This window comes from Levilactobacillus zymae (genome assembly GCF_032190635.1).
Lineage (GTDB): Bacteria > Bacillota > Bacilli > Lactobacillales > Lactobacillaceae > Levilactobacillus > Levilactobacillus zymae_A.
This window is the reverse complement of record NZ_JAVLAS010000001.1, coordinates 1,735,253-1,757,279: the sequence shown is the minus strand read 5'-3', so window position 1 is coordinate 1,757,279 and position 22,027 is coordinate 1,735,253. Positions and strand designations below refer to the sequence as shown.

Annotated in this window: 20 protein-coding genes; 12 read left to right on the top strand and 8 right to left on the bottom strand. The window is 55.3% G+C overall.

Going from position 1 to position 22,027, the window contains the following annotated elements:
- Positions 1-121: 121 nt before the first annotated feature.
- The 9 genes from RI501_RS08175 (at position 122) to rplS (ending at position 8,278) form a co-directional block, all read left to right on the top strand.
- On the top strand, positions 122-2,782 hold the full coding sequence (locus RI501_RS08175) for a cation-translocating P-type ATPase (RefSeq protein ID WP_313821605.1): 2,661 nt from the start codon (positions 122-124) through the stop codon (positions 2,780-2,782).
- Positions 2,783-2,935: 153 nt separating this feature from the next.
- On the top strand, positions 2,936-4,114 hold the full coding sequence (locus tag RI501_RS08170) for an ATP-binding protein (protein ID WP_313821603.1): 1,179 nt from the start codon (positions 2,936-2,938) through the stop codon (positions 4,112-4,114).
- Between the two features lie 3 nt (positions 4,115-4,117).
- On the top strand, positions 4,118-5,473 hold the full coding sequence (locus tag RI501_RS08165; protein ID WP_313821601.1) for a vWA domain-containing protein: 1,356 nt from the start codon (positions 4,118-4,120) through the stop codon (positions 5,471-5,473).
- A complete protein-coding gene (locus tag RI501_RS08160) occupies positions 5,470-5,766 on the top strand; it encodes a hypothetical protein (RefSeq protein ID WP_313821599.1) in 297 nt (98 codons plus the stop codon). Before RI501_RS08165 ends, RI501_RS08160 begins: the two co-directional genes overlap by 4 nt.
- 87 nt (positions 5,767-5,853) lie before the next feature.
- Entirely contained in the window at positions 5,854-6,129 is a 276-nt protein-coding gene (gene rpsP, locus RI501_RS08155; protein ID WP_313821598.1) for a 30S ribosomal protein S16, read from the top strand.
- Between the two features lie 9 nt (positions 6,130-6,138).
- Complete coding sequence (locus tag RI501_RS08150) at positions 6,139-6,399, top strand: KH domain-containing protein (protein WP_313821597.1); 261 nt, start codon at positions 6,139-6,141, stop codon at positions 6,397-6,399.
- A gap of 118 nt (positions 6,400-6,517) precedes the next feature.
- Positions 6,518-7,036: a ribosome maturation factor RimM gene (rimM, locus tag RI501_RS08145; RefSeq protein WP_313821594.1), complete on the top strand. Its 519-nt coding sequence runs from the start codon at positions 6,518-6,520 to the stop codon at positions 7,034-7,036.
- Positions 7,036-7,809 carry a tRNA (guanosine(37)-N1)-methyltransferase TrmD gene (trmD, locus tag RI501_RS08140; protein ID WP_313821592.1) on the top strand — a complete coding sequence of 258 codons (774 nt, stop codon included), beginning with the start codon at positions 7,036-7,038 and terminating at the stop codon, positions 7,807-7,809. The genes rimM and trmD overlap by 1 nt, the downstream gene beginning before the upstream one ends.
- A 112-nt stretch (positions 7,810-7,921) precedes the next feature.
- Positions 7,922-8,278 carry a 50S ribosomal protein L19 gene (gene rplS, locus RI501_RS08135; protein ID WP_313821585.1) on the top strand — a complete coding sequence of 119 codons (357 nt, stop codon included), beginning with the start codon at positions 7,922-7,924 and terminating at the stop codon, positions 8,276-8,278.
- A 69-nt stretch (positions 8,279-8,347) separates the two neighbouring features.
- Here the strand turns inward: rplS and RI501_RS08130 are convergent, their stop codons facing one another.
- The 3 genes from RI501_RS08130 to RI501_RS08120 form a co-directional block, all read right to left on the bottom strand.
- The gene (locus RI501_RS08130; protein ID WP_313821583.1) at positions 8,348-9,664 is read right to left on the bottom strand and encodes a gluconate:H+ symporter; all 1,317 of its coding nucleotides are present in this window, start codon (positions 9,662-9,664) and stop codon (positions 8,348-8,350) included.
- A complete protein-coding gene (locus RI501_RS08125; protein WP_313821581.1) occupies positions 9,661-10,473 on the bottom strand; it encodes an alpha/beta hydrolase in 813 nt (270 codons plus the stop codon). The genes RI501_RS08130 and RI501_RS08125 overlap by 4 nt, the downstream gene beginning before the upstream one ends.
- 114 nt (positions 10,474-10,587) lie before the next feature.
- Entirely contained in the window at positions 10,588-11,421 is an 834-nt protein-coding gene (locus tag RI501_RS08120; RefSeq protein ID WP_313821579.1) for an AraC family transcriptional regulator, read from the bottom strand.
- Positions 11,422-11,643: 222 nt separating this feature from the next.
- Between RI501_RS08120 and RI501_RS08115 the strand changes: the two genes are divergently transcribed.
- Positions 11,644-13,644, top strand: a complete 2,001-nt coding sequence (locus RI501_RS08115; RefSeq protein WP_313821577.1) for a KUP/HAK/KT family potassium transporter — start codon at positions 11,644-11,646, stop codon at positions 13,642-13,644.
- Positions 13,645-13,892: 248 nt separating this feature from the next.
- Here the strand turns inward: RI501_RS08115 and purH are convergent, their stop codons facing one another.
- The 5 genes from purH to RI501_RS08090 form a co-directional block, all read right to left on the bottom strand.
- Positions 13,893-15,428, bottom strand: a complete 1,536-nt coding sequence (purH, locus tag RI501_RS08110) for a bifunctional phosphoribosylaminoimidazolecarboxamide formyltransferase/IMP cyclohydrolase (protein WP_313821575.1) — start codon at positions 15,426-15,428, stop codon at positions 13,893-13,895.
- A gap of 18 nt (positions 15,429-15,446) precedes the next feature.
- On the bottom strand, positions 15,447-15,992 hold the full coding sequence (locus RI501_RS08105; protein WP_313821573.1) for a phosphoribosyltransferase family protein: 546 nt from the start codon (positions 15,990-15,992) through the stop codon (positions 15,447-15,449).
- Between the two features lie 4 nt (positions 15,993-15,996).
- Entirely contained in the window at positions 15,997-17,073 is a 1,077-nt protein-coding gene (locus RI501_RS08100; protein WP_313821565.1) for an NCS2 family permease, read from the bottom strand.
- Between the two features lie 369 nt (positions 17,074-17,442).
- The gene (gene yjeM, locus RI501_RS08095; protein WP_313821563.1) at positions 17,443-18,951 is read right to left on the bottom strand and encodes a glutamate/gamma-aminobutyrate family transporter YjeM; all 1,509 of its coding nucleotides are present in this window, start codon (positions 18,949-18,951) and stop codon (positions 17,443-17,445) included.
- A 45-nt stretch (positions 18,952-18,996) separates the two neighbouring features.
- On the bottom strand, positions 18,997-20,409 hold the full coding sequence (locus RI501_RS08090; RefSeq protein WP_313821561.1) for a C69 family dipeptidase: 1,413 nt from the start codon (positions 20,407-20,409) through the stop codon (positions 18,997-18,999).
- Positions 20,410-20,677: 268 nt separating this feature from the next.
- Here RI501_RS08090 and RI501_RS08085 point away from each other — a divergent pair, with 268 nt between their 5' ends.
- Positions 20,678-21,574: a YitT family protein gene (locus RI501_RS08085; protein WP_396442515.1), complete on the top strand. Its 897-nt coding sequence runs from the start codon at positions 20,678-20,680 to the stop codon at positions 21,572-21,574.
- A 66-nt stretch (positions 21,575-21,640) separates the two neighbouring features.
- On the top strand, positions 21,641-21,829 hold the full coding sequence (locus RI501_RS08080; RefSeq protein WP_057803292.1) for a 2-hydroxymuconate tautomerase: 189 nt from the start codon (positions 21,641-21,643) through the stop codon (positions 21,827-21,829).
- Positions 21,830-22,027: the final 198 nt, after the last annotated feature.

Sequence of the window (22,027 nt, the reverse complement as noted above, 5' to 3'; positions counted from 1 at the left end):
GGTCTTAAATAGTGAGACTTATGTGTATTCACCATGGGGTGGATGCGCGTAGGTCTCATTTTCTTTTACCGGAAAATGGGGCCCCGCGGTAAGGTTTTGTTCAACTTTAGGAGGATTTGTGATGACCAAAATACCGCTCTATCAACAAACTGTCGCGGCACTTTACCAGCGGCTACAGACCAGTGACCAGGGATTGAGTACCGCTACCGCGCAGGAACGCTTAGCGCGCAACGGCCGTAACGCCTTGGCCCAACAGAAAAAAACAACCCTACTTCAGCGTTTCATCGGCCAATTCAAGGACCTGATGATCATCGTATTACTGGTGGCGGCTATCGTTGCCGGGATGACCGGGGAACTGGTCGATGCCGTGATTATTCTCTTAGTGGTGATTTTAAACGCCATCTTCGGGGTCTTTCAGGAGGCCAAGGCTGAGGAGGCCATTAACGCCCTAAAGGACATGGCCGCACCCAACGCCACGGTGCGTCGTGACGGTCAGGTTCTGACCGTTAAGAGTGACGAGTTGGTCGTCGGTGACAGCGTCTTATTAGAAGCCGGCGACGTGGTGCCCGCCGATCTGCGACTGGTCGATGTGGCGGGCCTGAAGGTCGAAGAGTCCGCGTTGACCGGGGAATCCGTGCCAGTTGAGAAGACTAGCGCCGTGTTGACCGGTGATAACTTGAGTCTGGGGGACCGGACCAACCTGGCGTTCATGAACAGCAACGTGACATACGGCCGGGCGACCGGAGTGGTCGTGGCGACGGGGATGGCCACCGAGGTGGGCCGCATCGCCGGGATGCTCGAAGCCGCCGACGAGACCACCACGCCGCTACAGGCCAATCTGGTTCAGCTGGGGAAGGCGTTGACCGGACTAATCTTAGTGATTGCTGCCGTGGTCTTTGGTTTAGGACTTTGGCGCGGGACGGCTAACGTCATCGACATGCTACTGACGGCCATCTCGCTGGCCGTAGCGGCGATTCCGGAAGGCTTACCGGCCATCGTGACCATCACGCTAGCGTTAGGGACCCAACGCATGGCTAAGCGCCACGCGTTGGTCCGCAAGCTCCCGGCGGTCGAAACGCTGGGGAGTACCGACATCATCGCCTCGGATAAGACCGGGACGCTGACGCAAAACAAGATGACCGTCGAACAAGTCTACCAAAACGGCCGCTTGGTACCGGCCACCGCTAATCCACTCCGTGACGATGATCCGTTGGCCCGCATCATGTTATTGAGCAACGATACGCAACAGCTGGCTGATGGTTTGGCCGGTGATCCCACGGAAACGGCGTTGGTCCAGTACCAACTCGACCGCCAGTTCCCGGTGGCCCAAACGCTAAAGACGTATCCGCGAGTCGCCGAGATTCCGTTTGATTCGGAACGGAAGTTGATGACCACGGTTCACCCTCTAAGTGACGGCCAGTTTCTGGTGGCCGTCAAGGGGGCGCCCGACGAGCTCTTAAAGCGGGTTACGCGCGTCGATCTGGCTGGTGAGATCACGGCCGTCACGGCGGCGCAACGCCAGGCCATTTTAGCCACCAACCACGACCTGGCAACCCAGGCGATTCGGGTGTTGGCCTTCGCCTACCGCGTCGTGCCGGCCGTGCCGACGCCGCTAGACTCGGCTACCGCCGAACAGGACCTGATCTTTGCCGGGTTGGTGGGGATGATCGATCCCGAACGCCCGGAAGTGGCCCAAGCCGTCGCCGAAGCCAAGGGCGCGGGGATTCGGCCCATCATGATCACCGGGGATCACCGTGACACCGCTGCGGCCATCGCCCAACGGTTGGGCATTATCACCGCCAAGCAGACCGACGCCGTGTTGACCGGGGCGGAACTCGACGCCTTAGACGACGCCACGTTCCAAAAGACGGTCGACCAATACGCGGTCTACGCGCGGGTGGCGCCGGAGCACAAGGTCCGCATTGTGAACGCTTGGCAGAAGCGCGGGAAGGTCGTGGCCATGACCGGCGACGGGGTCAACGACGCCCCGGCGTTGAAGGCCGCCGACATCGGGATCGGCATGGGAATCACCGGGACCGAGGTCGCCAAGGGGGCCAGTGACATGGTCTTAGCCGATGACAATTTTGCGACCATCGTGGTGGCGGTCGAAGAGGGGCGGAAGGTCTTTGCCAACATTCAAAAGGCCATCCAGTACCTGCTCTCCGCCAACCTGGGAGAAGTCTTGACCCTGTTCATGATGACCATGCTGGGCTGGCAGATCTTAGCCCCCGTGCATATCTTATGGATTAACCTGGTGACCGATACCTTGCCGGCCATCGCCTTAGGGGTGGAACCGCTGGAACGCAACCTGATGAACCGCCCACCGCGGGGCCGCAAGTCGAACTTCTTTTCCGGTGGGGTCCTAAGCGGGATTCTCTACCAAGGGTTCTTAGAAGGGGCGTTAACGCTGGGCGTCTACTGGCTGGCGATTACCTTCCCGGTTCACGCGAGTGCGAGTCTGGCTCACGCTGACGCACTGACCATGGCCTTTGCCACGTTGGGACTGATCCAACTCTTCCACGCCTTTAACTCCAAGTCGATCCACGGCTCGTTGTTTAAAATCGGCGTGTGGCGCAATAAGTTCTTCAACTGGGCGATTGTGATTGCTTTTGGCTTACTGGCCATGACGATTCTGGTGCCGGGCTTAAACGGGATCTTCCACGTGACGACGTTAACGTTAGGTCAATGGGGGATCGTAGGCTTGGCCGGCCTCTTGATGGTCGTCATCGTCGAAATCGTTAAGTTCTTTCAGCGCCGGGCCCTACCGCAAGTCAAGGGTTAAGCCGAGTTGATTGGGCTAATTAGTTAAACTAGACGCTAGCGGGCTCACGAGATCTCTCGTGGGCCTTTTGCGTGGAATATAGTAAAATAGACTATAATTACGACTGCCAGAGAGATGCTCGTTCATGGCAGTTCACGAAGGGAGTCGGACAAGGTGGCTTTAACCTACCAACAATGTTTACAGGCGGTGCAGGTGGTCTTAGCGAGTGGGAGCGTCCCCACCCTCGTGGGGGAAGCCGGTATCGGCAAGTCCGCGCTGGTGGCCGACGTGGCCCAGCAACGCCACGCTAAGCTCTTCACCACGGTGGTCAGCCTGGTGGAAAAAGGGGACCTGGTGATCCCCGTGCCGCCACTAACCAGCGACTCGTTTATCCAAACGGCCCACTACGGGCGCTTGGCCGACGTGCAATTCGGCTATTCGCACACCCTGGTGAGTCTGATCCAGTACGCCGAGGCCCATCCCGATGACGAAATCATCTGGTTTCTCGACGAGTTCAACCGGGGCACCCAGGCGGTGCAAAGCGAACTGATGAACCTGGTCTTACAGCGCCAGATCAATAGCCTGGTCTTACCGCAACAGGTCCACCTGATCTTAGCGGAAAACCCGGACGCTACCATGCGGGGATTTGCCAGCAGTCATTACGGCGTGACCCCCGGGGATGCGGCCATCGCCGATCGGACCACCCGTTTGGTCCTGCAGGCCGACACGCCGACCTGGTTGGCCTGGGCCCAAGCGCAGGTCAACGGGCAACCCCGCATTAGTCCGTTGGTGACTAACTACCTGACGGCCAATCCCAGTGATTTGTTCACGGCCCCGACCAGCGACCAGGAAGACGCCGACTTACAGCCAACGCCCCGGGCCTGGGCGCGCGTTTCGCGGCTATTGCGCGAGCTCGATCGGCAGGACTTGCTGGGGACGACCGCCGTGGCCCGCGAGTTATTGGTGGGGAACCTGGGTGCCACGGTCGGGACGGCCTTTGCCGGTTACGTGCAGACCAAGCGCCCCACGCTGACCGTGGCACAGCTGTACACCCAAGATGCGGCGGCAACGACCTTTCGCACGTTAAATCCGGCCCAACAGCAGCGCTTGCTGACTCAGTGTCTTCAGAACGTGGACGCTTGGCCGTTGACGAAGACGGTTAACGCCGAACGCTTCACGCAGTTATTGATGCTGTGCGCCCCGGACGGGCAATTTGCGGTGGCTCGGACCATGGCCCAACAACCGGGACTCTTAGAGGCCCTGTATCAACAGGTAGCGACCACGACGGCGGTGAGCCAACTTTACGCGGTACTGACCCAGATTGGCAAACGTGGCAGTCAAATCGAGGTGTAGACGATGTTGAGTCTTTCAGCACGATTAAGCCGGTTAGCGACCCTGCCAGCTAAGCAACAGGCATCAGCGACTAGGGAGCTCTGTCAAGCTAGTGTGATGTATCTTCTGCAACACGACCCGTTTTATGGCCGGGTGTTAAGCCAGTTAGCCGTGACCCTGCAGGCGCGCCCGACGCCGCTAGGGTTACGGGCCCGCCCAACGGATTGGCAATTAATAGTCAGTCCCGCTGCCCTGGCCCAAACGGCTTGGACGGGGGCGCAATGGTTAGCCATGCTGCGCCACGTGGTGTTGCACTTGGTCTGGGATCACCCGGACCGTTACGCCGCGGCGCTGCGGACACCTCAACAGGCGCCGCTGGTACGCTGGGCCACCGATGCGGCGGTCAACGACTACCTCGACGACTTGCCGGCGGGGGCCGTAACCAGTCAGACGTTACACACGTTACTGGACCAACCGGTGGCAGCGAAACAGGATTCAGCCGTTTATTGGCGGTTACTGCGCCGGTGGCAGACTCAGCACGCGGCTACGACGTCGGTAACGCCCCATCCGGTACCCAATCAAGAGGTGGGCGATCAGTTAGTGGAACAACTGGCCACGGCAACGCCCCAACCCGGCCAACGCGACGGCCATCGGGGGTGGGCGACCGGCCAACTGAGTGATCAGGTCGCTAGAGACCAGTGGCGGCGGCAGGTCCTCACCACGACGGCTGAAACGCTCAGTGCCAAGCAGCGGGGGACCTTACCGGGCAAGGTCCAGGCGGCTTTGACCATGATGCCGCTGACTCACCCGCTGAACTGGCAGGGGCTGTTACAGCGTCAATTAGGCCAGGTGCCGGCGGGGCGGCAACCGGCCTATGGGCGGTTTAACCGGCGCCAACCGCAACGCATGGAGTTGCCGGGCCAAACGGTACAGACCTGGCAGACCATCCGCATTTTCGTGGATGAGTCGGGATCGATGGGAAACCAAGAAATTGCCTATCTACTGAGTCAACTGACCCGCTTGTTGGCGATTTACCCGGCCAGTATCCGGGTCTACCCGTTTGACACCGTGGTTCACAGCCGCCAGAGCTTTACCCTGACCGGTCGGGTCCCCGACCTAAAGCGTGTCGGTGGGGGCGGGACCCGTTTTCAAGCGGTTTTTGATAGCTTGCCGCGATTAATGGCCGGTCAACCGGGGCAATTGGCGATTCTACTGACTGACGGTTACGGCGAGGCTCGGGTGACCTGCCCGGTGGCCTTAGACGTTATCTGGTTATTGACCAGTCCCGTGGCCCAATTTTCGGTGCAGCACGCGCCCGGCCAGGTGATTAGTCTGGCCAGCGATCCACAACTTCAAGCCCTAAGGGGGAATCTGACATGAGTACAGTCTTAACGGCCGACGAACTGCGGGCGCTCCTCTTACAAACGCCAGCATATCGTAATGCCTTAGCTATTTTAAACGACGAATGGGGGAGTCACGCCCAGGAAAATCCGTTGTACCAAGCGCCGATGAGTATTGCGGATTTACGATTCGTGGCCCACTTACAGGCGGCGGGGGTGCACGCGCCCGTCCTAGACTTTAACGATTACGGGGCGGTTTCCGAGTGGATCATTACCCATCAAGCGGCGTTAACGCCCAACGTGATTGCCTGGTTACGCCGTCCGTTCGATTAATTTTAAGGTGTAAAGAAAAAACTCTTTACATCATATCTAGAAACTGGTATATTATTACACGTTGAAAGAAATACAGGAGGTGTCTACATGTCAGTAAAGATTCGCTTAAAGCGGGTGGGTTCTAAGAAGCGCCCATTCTACCGAATCGTGGTTGCCGATTCTCGGAGCCCTCGGGATGGTCGGTTTATCGAAAACGTTGGGACTTACAACCCAGTGGTAAACCCAGCCGAAGTTAAGTTAAACGAAGAATCCATCATGAACTGGTTGAACAACGGTGCTCAACCTTCAGATACGGTGAAGAACTTACTTTCGAACGCCGGAATCATGAAGCAATACCACGAAGCTAAGTACACTAAGAAGTAGTGATTAGCCATGACCGATTTTAAGGCATTAATTCTTGCAATTGTCAGCCCCCTCGTGGAACATCCGGATGATTTGGTCGTCACGACCACGGAAACGGAGCGGTTCTACGAATATCGGTTAGCCGTGCACCCGGACGATGTTGGCCGGGTCATCGGTAAGCAAGGCCGGGTCGCCCAAGCTATTCGGACAATCGTCTATAGCGTGCGCGTCAACGGCAATAAACGGGTTCGGCTCATCATTGATGACCACCCGACAAAGACTCTCGAGTGAGGCGGCAACGTTTCCCTCGAGTTTTTTGTATCATTCAAGCAGTTAACTAGCCGGTGGTCTAGTGCGAGACGCCGGCCCATCAAAGACGCACGAAACCAAAATAGATGGGAGTATAACCATGACGTATTATACGGTGGGTACCATTGTGAACACTCACGGCATTAAAGGAGAGGTGCGGGTCATCGCCACCACCGACTTTCCTCAGAAGCGCTTCGCCAAGGGGGCCGTTTTGTGGGCCTTCTTGCCCAACGCGACGCAACCCACGAAGCTGACCGTGGCCACGGTGCGCCAGCATAAGCAATTTTATTTGTTAAGTTTCACCGGTTACCCGTCAATCAATGACGTGGAGGGCTTCAAGACCGCTACGCTCAAGATCACGGCCGACGAGTTACAAGCCGATGATTTAAAGCCCGGCGAATACTATTACCACCAGATTGTGGGCCTACACGTGGTGACGGAATCGGGAGACCAGCTGGGTACCATTAAAGAAATCTTGTCGCCCGGCGCTAACGACGTGTGGGTGGTCCAACGCACCGGGAAAGCCGACCTCTTGTTACCGGTGATCGACCAGGTGGTCAAGCACATCGACCTCGACTCGCAGCAGGTCACGGTTGATTTAATGGAGGGACTCGACTAATGCGAATTGACGTGTTAAGTTTATTTCCCGATATGTTTAGCGGGCCGATGCACGATTCCATCGTGGGTAAGGCCATCGAAAACGGCCATTTGACCATGCCGGTGACCAACTTTCGGGACTACTCGACCAATAAGCACGGTAACGTGGACGATTATCCCTTTGGTGGGGGGGCGGGGATGCTGTTACAGCCCCAACCCATCTTTGATGCCTTAGCTGCTACGCAGGAACAGGCGGCCGCTGAGGGACTGCCCAAGGGCCGAGTGATTCTGACGGATCCGGCGGGCGTGACCTTTGACCAGCACGTGGCCGAGACCTTTGCCCACGAGGAACACCTGACCTTCCTGTGCGGCCATTACGAGGGCTATGACGAACGGATTCGGCAGCTGGTGACCGATGAGGTGTCGTTGGGCGACTTCGTGTTGACCGGCGGGGAATTGCCAACCATGGTGATGATCGACGCTACGGTGCGGCTCCTACCCGGGGTACTGGGTAACGCCGAGTCGGCGCCCGGTGACTCGTTTTCGTCCGGATTGTTGGAATACCCGCAATACACGCGGCCAGCTGATTTTCGGGGGATGACCGTGCCGGACGTGTTGATCAGCGGGAACCACCAAAAAATCGACGAATGGCGGCAAAAAGAAGCGTTACGGCGGACTTATCTGCGCCGACCGGACTTGATTGACCACCAGCACCTGACCCAACAGCAGAAGCATTTATTGGCCGACGTGCGTATCGAAGAAGAGGAAAAGCGTGACCAGCAGTCAAGAAGTTAACCTTTACAGGGCTTGATAGATATGCTACACTTATTTTTGGCTGTTTAGCCACAGAAACAACATTCCGCTGTCGAATTCTGAGAATGAATGTTGGCGAAAGGAAAGAAAAAATATGCGCCAAAATCAATTAATTGCCAAGATTAACCAAGAACAATTACGTGACGATGTGCCGGACTTCCGTGCCGGGGATACTGTTCGCGTTCACGCCCGGATCGTTGAAGGGTCCCGCGAACGGATTCAGTTATTCGAAGGTGTCGTTATCAAGCGTAAGGGTGCGGGCATCCAAGCTACTTACACGGTTCGTAAGATCAGTAACGGTGTCGGTGTGGAACGGATCTTCCCATTACACTCCCCACGAGTTGCTAAGATCGACGTTATCCGCCAAGGTCGGGTACGTCGGGCTAAGCTCTACTACTTACGTGATCTTAATGGTAAGGCTGCGCGGATTCCAGAACGCCGTCGTAACTAAGCACGTGATCAAAAAACACCAACCCATGGCGGTTGGTGTTTTTTTGTGGATTTTAGTTAGCGCTTTCATTTAAACGAATAGACTCATGCCCATGACCAGTAGCAAGCCAACGATCCCCGAGAGGGAGCTCAGTAACGTCCAGGTCTCAAAGGTTTCTTTAATGGTGAGGCTAAAGTATTGATTGACCATCCAAAAGCCGGCATCGTTGACGTGTGAGCCAAAGCTGGACCCCGCGCCAATGGCTAAGACCAGTAAAGCCAAGGGGACGGTCAGGTGACCGACGATGGGTAGTAACAGGCAGGCCGCCACGGTCGTGGACCCCAGCGAGACCCGAATCAATGCCGCCATAATCCAGGCGAGAAGCAGCGGTGATAAGCCGGTGTGTAGCATGAAACCGGCGATTTGATTGGCCAGGTGACCGGCTAACATAACCTGTTTGAGACCACCCGCCGCCCCGATGATCAGTAGCAACATCCCAATACTACTGATTGACGATTCAATGGACGACAAGACGGCCTGGTTGGTCCGGTGTTGGTGCCAGCCCATGGCCCATAGCGCGAACATCAACGCGAGAAACATGCTGAAGCTGGAATTGTTCAGCGCGGTGACCGCCCCATTTTTCACGCCCAGTGCGGTGAATAGCGTCCCTAGCGACATGAGAATGACGGGCATTAATGCGGTTAACAGTGATAGACGTAGGCTCGGTAACGGCCGATCGGCTGCCGGTGCGGGCGACAAATCGCCGACGCCGGGTAAAAATTTGATTTGCCGAAAGCTCTGGGGGAACCAGTGTTGGATCAACTTAGGAATCAGGACCGCCGTTATCAAAAGATAGGGAACGGCGAGGCACAACCCGTAAGCTAACACCTGGCCCAAATTAGCGTGGAGTAACTGGCTGATGGCCACGGGAGCGGGGTGTGGCGGCAAGAAGGCGTGCGCCGTTCCTAACCCCATTAGCATGGGTAATCCGAGTTTCAACATGGGTTCGTGAACCTCGAGTGCCACGGCAAAGACGATGGGAATCATGACGACCATGCCGACTTCAAAGAACAGCGACAGCCCGATGATAAAGGCGGCTAAGGCCACGGCCAGTTGAATATGTTGGTGCCCAAATTTCTGGGTCAACGTGTCGGCAATTTGTTTGGCCCCGCCGGCGTCGGCGACCAGTTTGCCCAGGATGGCCCCAAAGGCAAAGACCAGCACCAGACCACCCAGTTGGTCGCCCATCCCGGTGCCAATCAGGGTCATGGTCTTATCAACGGGTAAGCCCAGGCAGGTGCCCAGAAAGATGGACGCCATGACGATGGCCAGAAAAGAATTCATCTTGCAAACAGTGACTAATAAGATTAAGACGATCAGGCTTAACGCTAAGATTAATAGACTCATACGGCTTGCCCCCCTTGATTTAGCGGTAACCAGGACATGATCCGTTCCAACCGGGGCGTCCAGAAGTTCCAATTGTGGCCGTTCGTGCCGGGTTCCCAGGTGTAATGGGTACCGAAAGCCTGGGCAAACTTAGCCCGGTAACGCAGGTTATCGGCGTTTAAGAAGTCAGTGGGTCCGCCGGCCGTGGTGTAAACGTTTAGGTCGGCCGTGGCGGCGCTGGGGTGGGCGAGCAGCCAGTCGAGGTTTAAATCGGAGTGGTGGACGTCCTGCCCGCCCCAAATCGCCGTGGGATTAGGCGCGTCGGGATAACCCAGGGTGCCGTCCTTTAACCCCTGAATGAACTTAGGTAAATCCACGATGGCGGACATGGCGGCCACGGCCTTAAAGTGTTCGGGTTGGGTCAACGCCCAACGTAACGCCCCGTACCCACCCATGGAGTAGCCGGCAACAAAGTTATCGGCACGGTCGGCGGCCAGGGGAAACGTCAAGCGCATGCGGGCGGGCAGTTCCTGGGTGAGGTAGGTCCAGTACTGGCCGCCATAAGTCATATTCGCGTAAAAACTGCGGTCGACGGCTGGCATGACCATGGCGACGCCAAAGTTATTGGCGAGGCGTTCGACCCCGGCCCGCCGGAGCCAAACGGTATCATCGTCTCCGAGACCGTGGAGTAACCACAGGGTTGGGAAACGGGTTCCCAGCGGCAATTGGGGGAGCTTCATTTGAGCGTTTTTAATCTCGGGGAGTACGACCTGGACGCTGACGGTGTGCCCTAAAGCATTGGAGAAGAATCGATTAGCATGAAGTGACATGGTAAAACTTCCTTTTTTAAATGTAATTATGTATCCGCTTACATCATTTAGTATGACCAATTTGGCGGCGGAAAATGGCCAATTAAGGGCGCCAAAATGGTAAATTTCGGCAGGTTAATGGCGGAATTGGTGGCGATAGTGGAACGGCGTGGTGTGATAAATGGCACGAAAGGCCGTAATCAGGGATTTTTCGTTGGGGAAGCCCACCAGGTCGGCGATGACGCCCACGGGCTTATTTTGAGTCATGAGTAGCTCGTAAGCCCGGGCGAGGCGTTGTTGCCGTAAGTAGGTCTGCACGGACTGGCCCATTTCGGTGTGAAACAGGTGGGTTAACTTGCTGACGGAGATGTGGTGGTGTGCGGCGATGGTCGCGTTGTCGAGTGGTTCTGCTAGGTGCTGGTCCAGATCGGTCAGACATCTCGCCAGCAGTTGACTATCGGGGGTGGTCAGTTGACGGGGGTGCCCGGAGATGAGAAAGGGGGGCTGGAGTAATGTGACCAAAGCGGCATAGCTGAGTGCACGTAACTGGAGCCGCGCGAGGGCCCGATCAGGTTGATGGTCGTGTACGGTGCGCATGCGCGTCAAGGTCGTTTGCAGGTGTTCATAGGCCCGAGTCTGCGAATTGGGTAACGTCAACACGTGCTGGTTTAGCGGTGGATAGAGTGCGGTGAGTCGTTGATAGGGGTAAATCAAGGTGACCGCGTCGTAGGCGTGACGGTCGCTAGCCGGTGTAAAGGCGTGGGGGACATTACTGTTGATGATCAACGTGTCGCCCGCTTGGGGCCGATAACGTTGACCGTTAACGGTGACCCAATCTTCGCTGCCCGTAAAGACGTAGTTTACCTCGATAGCGGCGTGGAAGTGCAGGGGCACCAGGTGAAAGTCGTTATGGTGAAAGATGACTTTACAGGGGGCGCAGGGTTGCGTTTCAAAAAATTCGTACTTCATGAGTAGACCTCCCTTTACCCCGAGTGTAGTGGCCTCGACGTCTGGGATAAGGTCGGCAAGACTGGAACGGTCAGTGATTAAGCAAACACGGGGTAACTAGTTAATTAATAGATTAAATAATTAGTTAATGATTCTCTGGTTCAGTCAACTGGTAAACCATGTACTTTGGCGGGCCTTTAGCGGGTAAATTGTTTAAGATGGAACGCGAAGAAGGTGGATGCTATGCGGAAAACGACGCAGGTATTATCCGGCGCGGGGATGTTGATCACCTTAGGAATCGTGTACGGGGACATTGGCACGTCACCGTTATACGTGATGAACGCCATCTTAGCCTCTGCGCGTCAGCCCGGGGCACTACAGCCCACGGTTCTGTTGGGGAGTATCTCGCTGATTTTTTGGACGTTGATGTTGATGACGACCCTTAAGTACGTGCTATTAGCCATGCACGCCGATAACCATCAGGAAGGGGGAATTTTTGCCCTTTTCGCGTTGGTGCGTAATCAGGCGAAGTGGCTGATTTGGCCCGCCTTGTTGGGGGGCGCGGCCCTGTTAGCCGACGGGACGTTGACCCCGGCGGTGACGGTGACCTCGGCCGTTGAAGGCCTGAAGGGGCTACATCTGGGGCCACTGACCATTAGCTCGCACCAGGGAATGGTGCTAGGGATTGTGACCGGAATCTTATTAGGCCTGTTCTTAATTCAACGTTTCGGAACGGTTTCCATCGGCCGCTCGTTTGGCCCCATCATGTTTCTATGGTTTAGCTTCATTGGCGGGGTCGGGTTCTGGAATCTCCTGGCGGCTCCCAGCATGCTCAAGGCCCTATCACCGGTCTATGCTATTCGGTTGCTAACCAGCCCGCTGAACCATCAAGGGATCTTCATCCTGGGCAGCATCTTTCTGGCTACGACCGGCGCGGAAGCCCTGTACGCGGATATGGGGCAGGTGGGTCGCGCCAACATTTACGCGACCTGGCCGTTCGTTTACGGCATGTTGATGTTGAGCTACTTGGGTCAGGGGGCGTGGTTGATGACCCACGCGTCGTTGACCACGGCGCAGTTGCACAGCCTTAACCCGTTTTACGCCATGGTTCCCGCTGGCGGACAGGTCGTGGCGATCTTACTCGCAACACTGGCGGCAATTATTGCGTCGCAGGCGTTGATTACGGGGTCCTACACCCTGGTTCATGAAGCCATTGGGCTCAAATTATTGCCGAAACTCCGGATCAAGTTTCTGGGAAACTCCGCCAGTCAGATTTACGTCGCGACGGTCAACTGGTTACTGTGTCTGGTCACGTTGAGCATCGTCTGGTTCTTTAAGACCTCGGCACACATGGAAGCGGCCTACGGGTTAGCCATTGTGCTCACCATGCTGATGACCACGCTGCTGTTACACGCCTTCTTGAAGCCGCAACACCCGTGGTTAGCAACGGTCTTTGTCATTGGTTTTGGGGCCTTGGAAAGTCTCTTCCTGGTTGCCAGTCTGGTGAAATTCTGGCACGGTGGGTACGTGACGCTGTTCTTGACCTGCGTGATCTTACTCATCATGGTGGTCTGGTACCAGGGGAACCGACGGCTGGATGCCAACCTGCAGGAGACCGAGGAAGTTTATCTACCAACGTTTCTGCCGCAGTTACAGGCCCTCAGTCACGATGACGGGGTGCCAACCTTTGCGACCAATCTGGTTTACGTCAACCGGGTTCGGCCCGATCAGACCATTAAACGGTCGGTCATTTACTCGATTTTGGACCAACAGCCTAAACGCGCGAAGGTTTACTGGTTTATTACGGTGAACGAAACGGACCAACCGGCGGACTGTCACTACACGGTCAACCTGCACGGCACGCGCAACGTGGTCGATATTCAACTCTATTTGGGGTTCAAGAAGTCCCAGCGCTTGAACGTTTATTTGCGGCAGATCGTCAACGAACTACTAGCGAAGGGCTTGATCGACGACCAAACACCGGAATATTCTAGTCAATTACACCGGCGGGTGGGTAACTTCAAGTTTGTCATCTTAAATCAGCAGTTTCAGGATCTCAGCGCCCACGACCTCTCGACGCTTGACCGGTTGTTGATTGGGGGACGCCTGTTGCTGCAGCGCTGGTCGGTCTCGACGTCGCGTTGGTACGGGTTGGAATTTAGTGACGTTATTGAAGAACGCGTGCCGTTATTTATCGGTCAACGACCAGATCCACAATTAAAATTGACGCGCGTCAAACACTAACAGGTAGAAAAACGGTGGGTGGCTGCTCATCGTTTTTCTTTTGAAAGCACTAACACAAAAAATACTTTAACTTTTAATACTTAAACTAAACGTGGTTCAGGGGAAGGCCAGCTTTCTCAGATTAGCGCCGTCACCCGAATATGATTGGACAAAAAAGGAGCCTGGACGTTGATCCAGACTCCCTTGCGGCGCCCGCTTACTGCCTTTTGCCGGGCAGTAATCAGGCGTCATCCAATTCGATTAATGGTTTAGTGGCGGAAGTGGCGGTGGCCCGTAAAGACCAACGCAATGCCGTACTTGTCGGCCATGGCGATAGAATCCCGATCGCGAATACTGCCTCCGGGTTCAGCGATGGTCGTGATCCCGTGTTGAGCGGCGTATTCGACGCAGTCGTCCATCGGGAAGAAAGCGTCGGAGACCAGCACGGCTTGGTCGTAGTGCGGTTTGCTCTCGGCCTTACCCACGGCAATTTTAACCGCATCAATCCGGTTCATCTGACCGGGGCCGATGCCGAGTGTTTGGCTCGGGGTGTTGACCACGATGGCGTTACTCTTGACGAACTTAATGGTCTTCAGGCCGAAGAGAACGGCTTGCAGCTGTTCGGCCGTGGGTTGTGCTTGGCTAACCACCTGGAAGTCGGCCGGATCGTCAAGGACGTGGTCCCGTTCTTGACGGAGGAGACCACCACGAATACTAATGAGTTCATCCGGTTCGGGGTCGGCCGCGGTAGTAAAGTCGACCGTTAACAGGCGAAGGTTCTTCTTTTTAGCCAGGACGGCGTAGGCCTCGTCATCAAAGCTAGGGGCAATGATGATTTCGAGGAACAATTGGTGCATCTTGGTGGCCGTGGCCAGATCGACCGGCCGGTTCAAGACGATGATTCCCCCAAAAATCGACATCGAATCGGCCGCGTAGCATTCATCCCAGGCCGTTTCGAGGGTTGCCGCCGAACCGACACCGCAAGGGTTCATGTGCTTTAGGGCGATGATGGTGGGGGCGCTAAATTCGCGGATGAGGCCCAGTGCCGCGTCGGCGTCCTTGATGTTGTTAAAGGATAATGGCTTACCGTGCAGCTGCTTGGCCGCCGGAATGGAGAAAGGCGCCGGTTGGTTTTCCCGGTAGAGGGTCGCCGCCTGTTGTGGGTTTTCACCGTAACGTAAAGCCTGTTGGCGTTGGTAGGTGACGGTTAAAAGTTCGGGGGCCGCATCCGACTCAGCGGTCAGGTAGTCGGCAATCAGAGTGTCGTAGTGGGCTGTGTGTTGGAAGACCTTGGCGGCTAGACGTTGACGTAAGGCCATGGTGGCGGTGTCGTCACTGACGGCCTGACCAACGGTAGCGTAGTCGGCGGGGTCACAGACCACCAGGACATCGGCATAGTTCTTGGCGGCTGCACGGATGAGTGACGGCCCGCCGATGTCGATTTGCTCCACGGCCGCTGCTAACGTGACGTCGGGCTGACTGATGGTTTGGGCAAAGGGATAAAGGTTGACGCACACGAGGTCAATGGGGGTGATTTCGTGCTCCTTTAGGGTTTGCTGATGGACGGGGTTATCCCGTTTGGCTAAGATCCCGCCAAAAACTAAGGGGTTCAGGGTCTTGACCCGCCCGTTAAGCATTTCGGGAAAGTGGGTCACGGCTTCGATTGGCGTGACCGGCACGTGGGCGGCGGTCAAAGCGGCTTGGGTCCCGCCGGTGGAAACCAATTCGTAGTCGTTAGCGATCAGCGTCTGGGCAAAGGCCACTAGGCCGGTTTTATCGGAAACACTCAGTAAAGCACGTTTCATAAAAATCCTCCTCGTAGGTTATAACGGAAATAACGGTAGTTCCGCCAAAAATTCAATATCGGTTCGCTTAGCGGCAGCGCCTTCGGCTAAGATGGCGACCTGGCCGACCACGGTGGCTTGGGCCTGTTGGACCAATTCGCGCGCGGCCTTGAGTGAGCCGCCACTGCTAATGACGTCGTCGACGATGACCACCCGTTTATGGGCAATGTTTTGGGCATCTAAGCCGTCGAGAAACAGGTGTTGTGGGACACTGGTGGTGATGGCGTTAACTGGAACCGATAAGGGGTCTTGCATGTAATCTTTTTGCGACTTGCGTAACACCACGAACTGGGCGTGGTTGATCAGGCGGCTCAGCTCCTGGGCCAGCGGGATGCCCTTACTTTCCATGGTGATGAGGTAGTCGAAATCGGTGGGCACCTTTTGGGCCAAAGCGCTAGCGGCGTAGTCGGTGAGCTCGGCGTCGCCCAACAGCACGAAGGATGCGATGGCCAGGTTGGCACTAATCGGAATAATCGGTAACTGACGGGTTAATGGGCCTAAGGTTAAGGTATAAGTCTGTGACACGGGATTAAACCCCCAATCCAAGTAGTGGTAAAACAAATTTCAACACGGCCCCGGACATGAGCCCGGCAAAAGGGTCGGCGATGGCGGTTACCACCAGGGTGATGGCGGCCACGGTACTGTTAGCGCCGTGCAGGGCGGTTGCGGCGTTGGCCGGGAAAATGACGGCGACGCCCAAAATCAGCAGAAAGCCGGCGATCGAGGCACTAGGCACGTACTTCCCCAGCTTGCCCAACCACCCCAAAGCCAGGATGGCGGCCATGATCAACATCATCATGATGCCGGCAACTACGGGTTCGGGGGCACTCCCGGTGGCGGAGATGATGGCTTCAACCGGCGCCCCGCCTAGAAGACTGGTTCCCATGTCGGCTAAGGCTTGCGTACCGGTCAACAGGTTTAAGTTCACCGGATTTGGTTTTTGTCCGGTCATTTGCCCGGTAATCAACCCGTAGGAGATGTTAGCGCCGATGTTCAGACAGGCCAAGCTAAGTGCGCCGCGCAGCACCCGGACGTTGAATTGAGGCTTGGTGAACACGAAACGGCGGGCCGTCACGTGTGCTGGTAGGTCGGCGCGGTAGTGTTGCAGGGTGACGGCGGTGAGACTAGACCCAATCACCGAAAGGACGATGGTCCAGACCAGGTCCTTGGTGATCAGGTAGACCACGATGGCGATCGCGATGGACAGCCAACCAGTTAGCCGCTGGTCCTTGGCCATCCCCAGGGCGATCTTGGCCAGCATGATCCCCACGCCGGCCATCATGCCCGCCATGATGTTGTTGCCTAGGATGTCGACGATCTTGGTCAAGGTCCCAGTGACCCCAATCACCAACATGATGACGGAGCCGCCGAAGATGATGGACGTTCGTTCACGTAAATCGCGCCCGAGCTTTCCCGTTAAGGCCAGCGATTCAGCCTGAAAGGATAAGGGGGCCACGGCACCAAACGCCCCGTTGACCGCTGAAGCGAAAATAAAGGAAAACAGGGTGGGGAAAATAGCGAAACCTAACGACATGGCCATGATTCCTTGGGGAATGCCGTTCAACACGACCCCAATGGCCGCGAGTAAGTCGGTTAACCAGTGCACATTACTTCCTCCTCAGTTAAATAATATTCGTCTTTCATGCTGATTATAGCTAAAAAAAGCCGGATTAGTCTATATAAAATCGTAAATTAATTAAATTCGATATAAAAATCGTTATATTTAGCTTTGAATTTGTGCAAAAAGCGAACGAAAATTATTTGGGTGCACACAAAAAGGGCCTGAGATAAAAGTCTCAGGCTCTTAGTGTCTCCGAATATTTAGTGTCGAAACGTGCGCCAAAAGGCAGCTGGTTCCGCTTAACCCCGCAAGTCAGATAATCCAAGTCCAGGATTATCTGACTTACGAACCGTCGTTCATGCTCACCAGCTAACCGCCTTTTGGCCCACTCTCTTCGTAAGGTTATTAACCGATTTAATCTTCGCTAGTGATTTGGTCATCCGCCGAACGCTTTTGGGCGTTGCGGTAGAAGATCCAGGCCACGGCGCCGAAGAAGATGGGGCCGATGATGGTCCAAAAGGCGGTGATGTAATCGTGTTCTAGGATTGGTTGTAGGCAGGTGAATCCAATTCCACCGACCAACACAATCAAGACCAAAGCGACGATCACGTTAGTCCACAACCGGCTGGTGAAGACCTCAAACGGTCGGTCCAAGTTGGTACGCTTCTTGAAGAAGGGGAAGGCCCCAATCAAGAAGAGGTATGGGAAGGACGTTGACACGTTCCCCATGTCGGTCAAGATGAGGTAGAACTGCTTGGCCGCAGATCCCCCGAAGGCGACCAGAAAGACGAAGACCGCCACGATGATGGCTTGCAGCCACATCGAGTAGGCCGGCATGCCCACCTTGTTGAGCTTGGTCATCTTCTTAGGCCACAACTGTGGCGATGAGCCTAGGATAAAGGACTTGAGTGGGGAGTAGACCAAGACAAAGAAGGATCCTAAGTACCCCATAAACATGCTTAACCCGGTTAAGCGTGCGAAGAAGTGACCGAGTCCCGCGGCCGTTCCAGCGGATAGGTGCAGGGCGTGTCCTAAGACCAGCCCCAGGTTGTTCATTAACACGTAAGTAATGTTACCGAGGTTGACGGTGTTCTTCCCCAGAATGTCGTGCCAGTTGGTACTGATCCCCCAGAGGAAGATCGACAGGGAGTACATCAACGTGATGGCCACCGTCGAAATGATCAGCCCCTTCGGGAAGGTCTTTTCGGGATGATCCATGGAGTCGGTGATGCCCCCCATGGATTCCATGCCGGCGTAAGCGAAAACCGCGTACGTCACGAACGACATCAGTGCCATTGGTGAGGAGAATTGTGGGTTCGGGGAAACCACGAAGCTGTGAATGCCGTTGATGGGTTCCGCTAAGTGCCCGCCGTTAGCAATGACAATCACGATGCTGGCCACGAAGAAGAGGGCGGTTAAAAACATCACGAAGATTCCGCCGAGTGACGAAATCTTGGCGATAGAGTTGACCCCACGCGTGGCAAAGAAGGTTACCACTAGGATCCAGGCGATTCCCAGTAAGCCCACGGTCTGAGTGGAACTCAGTCCGAACAGTGACCAGGTTTGCGTTTGGTCACTGCCGGAGATCAACGTGGAGAGTGGAATCCAGACCTTGGAGGACGTGGAGAGCATCCAGATGATCCACGAAGATAACCAGATGAAGGTCCCGATGAAGGCCCATTTTTCGCCAATCGAGCCGGCTAGCCAGGAGTAAATTCCTCCTTTAGCCTCTTTGAAGGCGGATCCGTATTCGGCCAGCATTAACGCGCTGGGTAAGAAGAACAATAAGGCAGCGAGGATGTACCAGATGATACTGGCATACCCCATTTGGTCGTAAGCGACCGTGGTGTTAGCAAAGCCATAGATGGCCGTAAAAATCATTAAGATTAAAGTTGATAGTTTAATCTTCTGTTGTTTTTCCATATGTCTAATAATCTCCCATTTGGTGGGGCGAACGTCCCAGCCAGTCTACAAATTCAAATCTTGATGATAGTTTAGTGGTCCCAAGTCAGTTGCCTGGGTGATGAATTGCGCCGCTAAATCACGGTACCGCTGGATTCCCAATGCAGCGGCACGGTTGGATTGAACGGTGAGGTAGTGCGTGAGTTCTAACCCGGTTAGGTGTTGGGCAACCGCGTCGGTCTGGCGAACCAGGTGGGCTAGCTCGCCACGCAATTGTTTCTGGGCGGCGTTTAAGGCCGTGATGGTTTCGTGGTAGTGGGCGTCATTTAGGACACCGACGAGCTTATAGGTCCAGTAAGCCGATTGGCGATCGTAAGTGGCTTGCCCCAGGTGATACGCCGTGGGGGTACTGTCGATACCCGCGTAGAACGGGACGTAGACGCTTTGAGCGCCCACGCCCATGGCCAACCACTGAATCCCCGCTAAGGCCGGCTCAAAGTCGGGCCGCAACTGTAAGACGTGTGATTCCTGCGTTTTGGCCAGACTAACGGGTCGAAAGCGAGTACGTTCGGCCGGACTCCCCGCACCCACGGGATCGTACGGCGTGCCCTCGTAGTGGCTACTCAAGTAATCCTGAGCGTCGGTGACGGCGAGTTGACGATCGGCATATTGGATAAAGGGTAAGTCGAATGACTGTGGTTGTGCACTGACCTGGGGGGTGAACCGTTGTTGACCGTACCAGACCCGCGGCGTGTTGTAATAGAGATCCGATTGATCGCGGGTCCCGAAGATTTCGCGCCAGTTAAAGTGATCCGGGTGCGGATTCAGGTGGTTTTCACGGACGAAAGCCTGCAGGTTTGGCGCAAACAGGAAGTTCGCCGGATCGTGAAAATCGATGGTTTGGATCGCCATCTGATTGGCGACGACGGCGTAGGCGTGATCCGGGATGCGTTGAGCGACCCAGAAGTGGCCGGCACCGGTTTCTAAGTACCAAGCCTCCGTCTGATCGGCGAATAAGATGCCGTTAGACTCGGCGGTCCCGTAGTGTTCGACGAGCTGGCCGAGGCGCTTGACGCCTTCTCTAGCGGTGTGAACGTATGGTAAAACCACGGTAACCATGGCTTCTTCGGCGATCCCATTTGCTACCAGCGGATCACAGCCTAAGACGCGGTCGTTAGAGTACGTACTTTCGGTGGCACTCATGGCCACGCCGAACTCGTTGATACCGGCCTCTTCGAAGAGACCGTACTGATCCGTCCATTCGGGGGTGGCGGTGTACTTGGCCGCGTGAGACGGTAACGGCAGGGTAAAGCCGTTGTCTTGGCTGACGAACTGAGCTGCGGGGGTCTCTTGCGCGGGATGAACCACGAAGTGCTTGGGCCAGGCGGCTTTGGCGTCTTCATTGCGACCGATCATCACCGAACCATCGATGGAGGCCTTAGCCCCAATTAAAATACTGGTACATGCGGAATAATTCATGGCGACACTCCTTTCAGTTTATGCATAAATTTACGTCTCTTATTCTAGCATTTTTTAAAGAAAGCGACGTCATTAGGAAGAAACTCTCATTAAATTGTTTATTATTCTCATGTAAGTAAATATTTATGCATTAACCGTATAAACTGAACGGCTAGTTGGCCACGGAGCAGGAAACGGTAAGGCCCTAACTTACGGTATTTTTGGGCTAGTCAGGGCCCCGGCGATGTGGTTAAATAGTGACAATAAACACTGCCGGGAAGGGTGGAAAATGAGAATGGCATTAGAATTAAAGCAGCGCGGTCGCCAACTAGCGGTCGCCATTGGTGCGTCCGTGATCAACGCGGTGGCCTTAAACGATTTTTTGACGCCGGGGAAAATCTTTAGTGCGGGAATTAACGGGATTGCGCAGATTGCCGCGTTGGTTAGCGAAACCATGGGGGTTCAGATTGGAACGGGGTGGTTTATCATCCTGTTCAACATTCCTATCGGGTTGTTGGGGTGGTTCAAGGTTGGCCGGGGCTTTACGGTCTATTCGATCATTGTCGCGGGCTTGACCGCCGTGTTATCGATTCTACTGCCGGTGGCCTCGATTGCGCATAATGCGTTGCTCGCGGCGCTTTTTGGGGGCATTCTAACTGGCGTGGGTGTGGCCTACTCGCTGAAGTACGGCTTTTCAACCGGGGGGATGGATATCGTCGCCGTGGTTTTGGAAAAGACGACGGGACGAACGATTGGGACCCTGATGATGCTGATTAACCTATGTATCGTGTTGCTAGCCGGGGCCTTGTTTGGCTGGGAGAGTGCGCTATACACCATCATTTCCATCTACGCGATGTCGCGGGTGGTCGATAGCATTCACACCCGGCACCAGAAACTGACGGCCTTTATCGTGACCACCCAACGGGATCAGGTGATTCACGAATTACACCAAACGTTGATTCGCGGGATCACGATCATGCCGTCGGTCGGGGCCTATCGTCACCAGGTTAGTGCCGTTCTGATGGTGGTTATCTCCCGTTACGAGCTGTATGACCTGGAGCACGCGGTTAAGGAGACCGCCCCCAATGCGTTCGTCAACCTGGTCAGTACCGTGGATATCGAAGGTAAATTCTACAACGAAACCGAACAATTGCGGATTCGCCAGGGCGATCAGCGGCGGGATTAAAATTGCCTTGGACCAGGCTAATCGGTATAATGGGGACTATCCTCAGTGAAGAAGGGAACGAGAAATATGCCAATCGTCAACATTGATTTGATTGCGGGCCGTTCACAAGCCCAATTGAAGGCGTTAGTCGCCGATGTCACGGCGGCGGTGACCAAGAACACCGGTGCTCCGGCCGAACACGTTCACGTTATTTTACGCGAAATGCAGCCGAACCGTTACGGCGTTGCCGGCGTGTTAAAGAGCGACGAAAAGTAAGGTTAGTCACGAAGAGGTCGGTCATTTCCAGTGGGGTTACCCGCGCGCGAGATGACCGATCTTTTGTTTGGGCCACTTAGGGGCGCAAAACCGCCGCGCAAGAAAAATTTATAAACCGGCACCAACACCGTGGTTATCACGATGGTAACGGTTTTATTAAGGGTTTTTGTTGGCGTAACCGTCGCTTTTCGGTATACT

Bases quoted from the DNA above. Each gene is read 5' to 3' on its own strand.
- RI501_RS08175 (WP_313821605.1), top strand. From the start codon at position 122: ATGACCAAAATACCGCTCTATCAACAAACTGTCGCGGCACTTTACCAG.
- RI501_RS08165 (WP_313821601.1), top strand. From the start codon at position 4,118: ATGTTGAGTCTTTCAGCACGATTAAGCCGGTTAGCGACCCTGCCAGCT.
- RI501_RS08160 (WP_313821599.1), top strand. From the start codon at position 5,470: ATGAGTACAGTCTTAACGGCCGACGAACTGCGGGCGCTCCTCTTACAA.
- rpsP (WP_313821598.1), top strand. From the start codon at position 5,854: ATGTCAGTAAAGATTCGCTTAAAGCGGGTGGGTTCTAAGAAGCGCCCA.
- RI501_RS08150 (WP_313821597.1), top strand. From the start codon at position 6,139: ATGACCGATTTTAAGGCATTAATTCTTGCAATTGTCAGCCCCCTCGTG.
- rimM (WP_313821594.1), top strand. From the start codon at position 6,518: ATGACGTATTATACGGTGGGTACCATTGTGAACACTCACGGCATTAAA.
- trmD (WP_313821592.1), top strand. From the start codon at position 7,036: ATGCGAATTGACGTGTTAAGTTTATTTCCCGATATGTTTAGCGGGCCG.
- rplS (WP_313821585.1), top strand. From the start codon at position 7,922: ATGCGCCAAAATCAATTAATTGCCAAGATTAACCAAGAACAATTACGT.
- RI501_RS08130 (WP_313821583.1), bottom strand. From the start codon at position 9,664: ATGAGTCTATTAATCTTAGCGTTAAGCCTGATCGTCTTAATCTTATTA.
- RI501_RS08125 (WP_313821581.1), bottom strand. From the start codon at position 10,473: ATGTCACTTCATGCTAATCGATTCTTCTCCAATGCTTTAGGGCACACC.
- RI501_RS08120 (WP_313821579.1), bottom strand. From the start codon at position 11,421: ATGAAGTACGAATTTTTTGAAACGCAACCCTGCGCCCCCTGTAAAGTC.
- RI501_RS08115 (WP_313821577.1), top strand. From the start codon at position 11,644: ATGCGGAAAACGACGCAGGTATTATCCGGCGCGGGGATGTTGATCACC.
- purH (WP_313821575.1), bottom strand. From the start codon at position 15,428: ATGAAACGTGCTTTACTGAGTGTTTCCGATAAAACCGGCCTAGTGGCC.
- yjeM (WP_313821563.1), bottom strand. From the start codon at position 18,951: ATGGAAAAACAACAGAAGATTAAACTATCAACTTTAATCTTAATGATT.
- RI501_RS08090 (WP_313821561.1), bottom strand. From the start codon at position 20,409: ATGAATTATTCCGCATGTACCAGTATTTTAATTGGGGCTAAGGCCTCC.
- RI501_RS08085 (WP_396442515.1), top strand. From the start codon at position 20,678: ATGAGAATGGCATTAGAATTAAAGCAGCGCGGTCGCCAACTAGCGGTC.
- RI501_RS08080 (WP_057803292.1), top strand. From the start codon at position 21,641: ATGCCAATCGTCAACATTGATTTGATTGCGGGCCGTTCACAAGCCCAA.